Consider the following 5693-nt stretch of genomic DNA (forward strand, 5'->3'; position numbering starts at 1 on the left):
GCTCACCAATGTCGAAACCGTGACGGAAGACGGCGCTGTCGCCATCGCCGTCCAGGCGACCCTACGGTTGACAGGTCCGGCCCGGCGCTCACCAGGTGGTGCGTCGCCGCCGACGCCAGAGCAGCAGGGCCACCGCGGCGGCGGCCGTGGCCAACCCGCCGGCCACCAGGGGGTACGCGTCCAGCCCGGTCCCGGCCGTGCCACCGGCGCCGGTGTCCACCCCGCCGGCCGGGACGACGATGCCGCCCTCGGCGTCGCGGCGCAGCTCGGCGGTGAGCCCGCCCTGCTTGGAGTCGAGCACCAGCAGCGAGTAGACCGCGCCGCCGGCGAGTCGCACCTCGGCCTCGGTGCTCGGGCCGCCCGCGCCGGTCAGTCGCAGACGCCAACTGCCCGGTTCGACCTGCTGGTACTCGGTCGTGGTGGCGAACTGCACCCCGTTGGCGATCATCGGCCGTCGGCCGCCGCCACGTCGAGCACCGGAGTCCGCACCGACGCCTGCACGACACGCACCTTGGCGCGGCCGTTGCTCGGGGCGCTGAGGTCGTCGTCGAGCACCCGCAGGCCGAGGTCGGCGTGCCGGCCGACACCGGCGACCGTGTAGGCGTCGCCGCTGGTCACGGCCACCTCGGTGGTGAGCACCGGAGGGTCGGTGGCGGGGGCGCGGCCTCGCGCATGGCCACCGCGTAGCGGCCGGGAGGCAACGACAGGTAGTCGGAGACCACGCCGTAACCGACGCCCGGAAAGACCTGCGGCTTAGAGGCGTCCGGCGCGGCCAGGTAGACGTCCACCGCCGGAGTGTCGGGGGAGAGATGGGCGAGTCGGACGTATCCGACGGTGTCCGCGCCGGCCCCGGCACTGGCCGGCGTGCCGGTGGCGGCGAGGGCGGTGCCGAGCAGGAGCGCGCCAGCGCCGGCCAACAGCCGGCGGGGCACGGTACGAAGCGTGTGCATGTCGCCTCCGGGGGCACGTTCGGTGAGCAAGCGGCAACCCAGGGAACAGAGTCCCGTTTACAGGACTGCGACGCAAGTTGCCGAAACGGTGTTTCTTCGCCGCCGTCCCGGTCGCCGCGGCGGGTGTCGCTATCGGACGGCGAGGAAGCCGAACAGGTCCGGCACTCCGCCCGGCCCTGCCTCGACGACCCGGACCAACCGGAGACCAGCGGCCATGGTCGCGTTGAGCTGGTCGGCGAGCGGCAGGTGCCAGGCGCCGACCCGCACCCGTACGCCACCCGTGTTCCAGCTGTCGAAGCTGCGGGCCCGATCGGCGTACCGCTCGTCGACCACGACGTCCGGGTGCCGACCCCAGTCGGCGAACGCGCCCACGAAGCAGGGATGCACACCCACGTGCACGAACCGCCCGCCGGGGCGCAGCACCCGTGCGACCTCGCCCAGTACTGCCGGATAGTCGGGCACGTCGGTGCTGGCCAGCACACACATCGCAGCCGGCAGGGACGCGTCGGCGATCGGCAATACGGTGGCATCGCCCTGGATTACCGGCAACCGTCCGCGCGCATGCCGCAACTGCCCGCCGGACACATCCACGCCCACCGGCGTCCAGCCCAGACGCGCCGGAACGGACGCGTGCGCGCCGGTGCCACAGCAGATGTCGAGGCAGCGGCCCGCACCCGTGCCGAGCAGATCCGCCACCGTCGCGTGCACCCGCCGCAGATAGTCGCCGCCGCCGGAGATGAACTCCTCGTACCAGTCCGCGTGGGCGTCGTACGCCGGCGTGCTCGTGGCTCCCATCCGTCGATGCTAGGGACCCGCGCCCGTTCCGCCGTGCCCGTTCTCCCGAGGGCAGACATCAGTGCCGCACGCCGCGTTTGCGCTCGTCGGCCGGAGGTTACTGAGGGGCCATGGCGACGGGCGTCGATGCGGGTGAGATCTGTTTCCGGCGGTCCCGCCGGCGCTTTCTGACCCGGGTGGCCTACGCGGGGCTGGTGATCCTGCCGGCCTTCGCGCTGGTCGGCGTCGCGTTCGGCGAGCCCTGGTACGACCTGTTCCCGCACGGGCCGATACTCCTGCTGGGGGCCGTGGGCTCCGCCGCGCAACTGCGTCGTCAGGGCGGTCTGCCACTGCGGTTGACCCGCGACTTTGTCGAACTGACCCTGCCCGGCGGAGCGCCGGTACAGATCGATTGGCCCGACGTGGCCCGAGCCGAAATCCAGGGCCGGATCAGCCCGATCCTGGTCGTCGACATCGCCGATCCGGGCCGGACCCGACCGGTCCTGGACCGCTGGGAGTGGGGCCGGCTGGGCATGTGGGACAAGGTCCGGGCCCGGCGACCGCACGAGATCCACGTGTCCCTGGTCGCCGCCACGCCGGACGTCCACCGGCTGCGCGCGGAGTTGGCGTACCGGATGGCTCGCGTGTCCGGCGGCTCCACGCCCGATCCCACGGGCTGACGGGGCCACCGCGGGCCCTGGTGTTCGCCTATTCTCGGTCGATGCGGGATCGCCGGGTGGCGCTGGCATGGGCGGCCTTCGTCGTCGTCGCGCTGGTGTCCTGTGTGCTCGTGCTGGTCCGTCCGGACCACCTCTCCGACCTGCACATCTACTACGGCGCACTGTCCGATCTGCACGCCGGCAAGCCGCTGTACGGGTACGTGGCGGAGAACGGGGGCCCGTTCACCTATCCGCCGTTCGCCGCCCTCGTGCTGGGGCCGATCACCGCCGTCAGCGAGGGAATGGTGCAGGGGCTCTGGCTGGTGGCGACGTGCGCGGCGGTCATCGCCATCGCCGGGACGGTCGGTGTCGCGCTGACCACCCGACGCTCCCGGCGGCCGCTCGTCGTGGCGGTGGCCGCCACGGTGCTGATGCTCTCCGCGCCGGTGCAGAGCAACCTGCGCTTCGGCCAGGTCAGCATCTTCATCGTGCTGATGGCCCTGCTCGACGGGATGGGCGTCCTCCCACCCCGACTACGTGGAACGCTGGTCGGGATGGCCGCGGCGATCAAACTGACCCCGCTGCTGTTCGTGGTCTACTTCCTCGCCGTCGGGCGTTATCGCGACGCCGGCCGGGCCGCCGCGACGTTCGTGGCCTGCGCCGGGGTCGCCGCGATCGTGCTGCCCGGGGAGAGCTGGACGTACTGGACCGAGGCCGTGCGGCAGACCTCCCGGATCGGCAACCTCGCCTCGCTGGGCAACCAGTCCCTGCACGGGATGCTGCTGCGCGTCGGGGTCGACGAGGCGTCGCTGCCCCTGCTCTGGGCGGGCCTGGTGGCGCTGATCTGCGCGGCGGCGCTGCTACGGGCCGGGCAGTTGACGCGGCAGGGCCGCCCCGGGCACGCCGCGGTGCTGGTCGGCTGCGCCACCGTGGCCGCGTCCCCGGTGTCCTGGACCCACCACCAGGTGTGGCCGGTGCTCGCCGCGATGCTGCTGATCGGCGCGTCCGGCGTCACCCAGCGGGCCGCCGGAGCGGCGCTGCTCGCCGCCATGGTCGTCTCGTTGGGCGCGGTCCTCAGCCCGATCTCGACGCGGCCGGGCGTGCAGTTCCTGTTCGAGAACGCCCGCGCCGTCGGCGTGTGCCTGCTGTGTCTGTTCGGCTTCGGCGGTGTCGCCGTCGCCGCCCAGCGCACGAGCAGACGACCGGCCGCCGGGCGTGCCTGGTTGCGGGTGGGCGTCACGGCCACGGTGGCGTTGGCGTTCTTCGCCGTGCAGCCGCTGCCGGCCGGGGCCGACCCGACCTTCAAGGCGTACACCCTCGACGATGTGGTCAACCCTCGGTACTTCTTCGTCTGCCGAGGCCCGGCCGAGTGCGCCGCCTACGCCACCGACGCGCCGGTCACCTTCGGCACCCGTGCCGAGAAGACCAAGGTACGGGTCAACGGGGTGGTCTCCCCCCGGGTGACCCGCCTGGAGTACTACTCCGCCCCGGGCGGCGCGCCCCGGGCCATTCCGCTGCTCGCCCCCTACCCGGGTACGCGGACGTTCTCGTTCCGCTCCGCGACCATGGCCCAGGGTCGGCTCGTGGCGTACGCCTCGGACGGCCAGCGCATCGCCAGCTACGACGACGAGCTGGCCGCCGCCCTCCGCACGGCCGTCCGGTAGGCGGTCGCCGGAGGGCGGCGGGGCACTCAGCGGGTGGCGGCGGCCAGGGCGGCGCGCAGCTTCTCGGCGTCGGCCGGTGCCGGGTGCTCCCAGTCGGTCGGTGTGGCGGAGTAGAGCGTGCCGTACGCCGGGGTGTCCGGCTGGTAGCGCCACCCGTCGGCGAGCGGGCCGACATCGACCGCGTCGTAGCCGATCCGGTCCAGGAAGGCCGTCACCTCGGCCTTCGCGGCGGCGTCGTCACCGGCGATCGCGAGAGCGCTCCGGTCGGCGGCGTCGGACGGCCGGGGGAGCGCGGCCAGGCCCTTGTAGTAGATGTTGTTGAAGACCTTGACCACCCGCGACTCCGGCAGGTGCCGCTGGAGCAGTTCGCTGCTGGTGGTCTCGCCCGAGTCCAGCTCCGGCAGGTTGCCGTCGCGCTGCGGGTAGTAGTTGTTGGTGTCGATGACGACCTTGCCGGCCAGCGGCTCCACGGGCACCGCGCGGTACGCCCTCAGCGGCACGCTGACCACCACGAGGTCGCCGACCCGCGCCGCGTCCTGCGCAGTGCCGGCGCTGGCGTGCTCGCCGAGGGCGTCGACCAGGTCGGTGAGGGTTTCCGGGCCTCGCGAGTTGCTCAGCACCACGTCGTAGCCGGCGTCCACCGCCAGCCGGGCCACGGTGCCGCCGATGTTGCCGCTGCCGATCAGTCCCACAGTTGTCATGCTCGTTCCCAACTTCGTCCACCCACCACGCATTCCCGACCGGCCTGGTGGGTTATTCCGGTTGCCGTGACACCTACCGGCTGCGCAGACTGCCGGGCATGCGCTGTCTCGTCGAGGATCTCGCGACCTTCGCCGTCACGGCGGGCGACTGGCTGCGCCGCGAGCCCGTCCTGCACAACGTACTGCTCACGCTTGTCGCCGATCGGCTCTCCGGGGACGTGCCACTCTCCGGGGACGAGCGGTTCGTGCGGGTGGTCGACGGCGGCGCGACGGTGGGTGCGGTGGTGTGGACCCCGCCGCGCGGGCCGCTCCTCGGCGCGGTGCCGGTCGCGGCCGCGCGAACGCTCGCCGAGTACGTCGTCCGGGCGGCGCCGCCACTGGCCGAGGTGCACGGCCCGGTTCCGGCCGTGGTGGAGTTCGCGCGGCGGTACGCCGAACGCGCCAACCTGATGGCCGTACCCGGAACCGCGCAGCGGATCTTTCAACTGGACGCGGTCCGGCCGCCGACCGGCGTACCCGGACACGCCCGACCGGCGACCGCCGCGGACCGCGACCTGTTGGTCGCCTGGGCGGCCGCGTTCGCCGCGGAGACCACGCCCGACCGGCCACCCGTGGACCTGTCCGGGCAGGTCGACGCCCGGCTGCCGCACGGCGACCTGCTCTGGCTCTGGGAGCGGGCCGGTACGCCGGTCTCGACGGCCTGGTTGAGTCGACCGGTCGCCGGCGTGGCCCGGGTCAGCGGTGTCTACACGCCGCCCGAGCAGCGCGGGCGCGGCTTCGCGAGCGGCTGCGTAGCGCACGCGAGCCGGCATGCCCTGAACGCCGGCGCGACGACGTGCGCCCTCTACACCGACCTGTCGAACCCCACCAGCAATCACATCTACCAGACCCTCGGCTACCACCCGGTGTCCGACGCAGCCCAGTGGCGCTTCGCCGCACCGTAAC

The 5693-nt window shown here is 73.1% G+C and carries 8 protein-coding genes; 3 read left to right on the top strand and 5 right to left on the bottom strand.

Annotated elements, in window-relative coordinates; translation table 11 throughout:
- Window positions 1-88: 88 nt before the first annotated feature.
- From JNW91_RS32815 to JNW91_RS28935, 4 genes are all read right to left on the bottom strand, one after another.
- Complete coding sequence (locus JNW91_RS32815; protein WP_238425893.1) at window positions 89-448, bottom strand: hypothetical protein; 360 nt, start codon at window positions 446-448, stop codon at window positions 89-91.
- Window positions 445-639: a DUF4397 domain-containing protein gene (locus tag JNW91_RS34100; RefSeq protein ID WP_407664403.1), complete on the bottom strand. Its 195-nt coding sequence runs from the start codon at window positions 637-639 to the stop codon at window positions 445-447. The genes JNW91_RS32815 and JNW91_RS34100 overlap by 4 nt, the downstream gene beginning before the upstream one ends.
- Complete coding sequence (locus tag JNW91_RS32820) at window positions 615-950, bottom strand: DUF4397 domain-containing protein (RefSeq protein ID WP_407664404.1); 336 nt, start codon at window positions 948-950, stop codon at window positions 615-617. Before JNW91_RS32820 ends, JNW91_RS34100 begins: the two co-directional genes overlap by 25 nt.
- A 129-nt stretch (window positions 951-1079) precedes the next feature.
- Complete coding sequence (locus JNW91_RS28935) at window positions 1080-1745, bottom strand: class I SAM-dependent methyltransferase (protein ID WP_203178660.1); 666 nt, start codon at window positions 1743-1745, stop codon at window positions 1080-1082.
- 110 nt (window positions 1746-1855) lie between these two features.
- On the opposite strand from JNW91_RS28935, the gene JNW91_RS28940 reads away from it, so the two are divergent.
- Together JNW91_RS28940 and JNW91_RS28945 are read left to right on the top strand one after the other, a co-directional pair.
- Window positions 1856-2404 carry a hypothetical protein gene (locus JNW91_RS28940; protein ID WP_203178661.1) on the top strand — a complete coding sequence of 183 codons (549 nt, stop codon included), beginning with the start codon at window positions 1856-1858 and terminating at the stop codon, window positions 2402-2404.
- Window positions 2405-2445: 41 nt separating this feature from the next.
- Window positions 2446-4047 carry a glycosyltransferase 87 family protein gene (locus JNW91_RS28945; RefSeq protein WP_203178662.1) on the top strand — a complete coding sequence of 534 codons (1602 nt, stop codon included), beginning with the start codon at window positions 2446-2448 and terminating at the stop codon, window positions 4045-4047.
- A gap of 26 nt (window positions 4048-4073) precedes the next feature.
- On the opposite strand, the gene JNW91_RS28950 is transcribed toward JNW91_RS28945, so the two are convergent.
- Window positions 4074-4748, bottom strand: a complete 675-nt coding sequence (locus JNW91_RS28950) for an NADPH-dependent F420 reductase (RefSeq protein WP_203178663.1) — start codon at window positions 4746-4748, stop codon at window positions 4074-4076.
- 98 nt (window positions 4749-4846) lie between these two features.
- Here JNW91_RS28950 and JNW91_RS28955 point away from each other — a divergent pair, with 98 nt between their 5' ends.
- Window positions 4847-5692 (top strand): GNAT family N-acetyltransferase, encoded by an 846-nt coding sequence (locus JNW91_RS28955; RefSeq protein WP_203178665.1) that lies wholly within the window; start codon window positions 4847-4849, stop codon window positions 5690-5692.
- Window position 5693: the final 1 nt, after the last annotated feature.

It is taken from the genome of Micromonospora parastrephiae (assembly GCF_016802865.1).
Taxonomy (GTDB): Bacteria; Actinomycetota; Actinomycetes; order Mycobacteriales; family Micromonosporaceae; genus Micromonospora; species Micromonospora parastrephiae.

What these genes read in the sequence shown, in the direction of transcription:
- JNW91_RS28950 (WP_203178663.1), bottom strand. Translation starts at nt 4,748, where the DNA reads ATGACAACTGTGGGACTGATCGGCAGCGGCAACATCGGCGGCACCGTG.
- JNW91_RS32815 (WP_238425893.1), bottom strand. Translation starts at nt 448, where the DNA reads ATGATCGCCAACGGGGTGCAGTTCGCCACCACGACCGAGTACCAGCAG.
- JNW91_RS28940 (WP_203178661.1), top strand. Translation starts at nt 1,856, where the DNA reads ATGGCGACGGGCGTCGATGCGGGTGAGATCTGTTTCCGGCGGTCCCGC.
- JNW91_RS28955 (WP_203178665.1), top strand. Translation starts at nt 4,847, where the DNA reads ATGCGCTGTCTCGTCGAGGATCTCGCGACCTTCGCCGTCACGGCGGGC.
- JNW91_RS32820 (WP_407664404.1), bottom strand. Translation starts at nt 950, where the DNA reads ATGCACACGCTTCGTACCGTGCCCCGCCGGCTGTTGGCCGGCGCTGGC.
- JNW91_RS28945 (WP_203178662.1), top strand. Translation starts at nt 2,446, where the DNA reads ATGCGGGATCGCCGGGTGGCGCTGGCATGGGCGGCCTTCGTCGTCGTC.
- JNW91_RS28935 (WP_203178660.1), bottom strand. Translation starts at nt 1,745, where the DNA reads ATGGGAGCCACGAGCACGCCGGCGTACGACGCCCACGCGGACTGGTAC.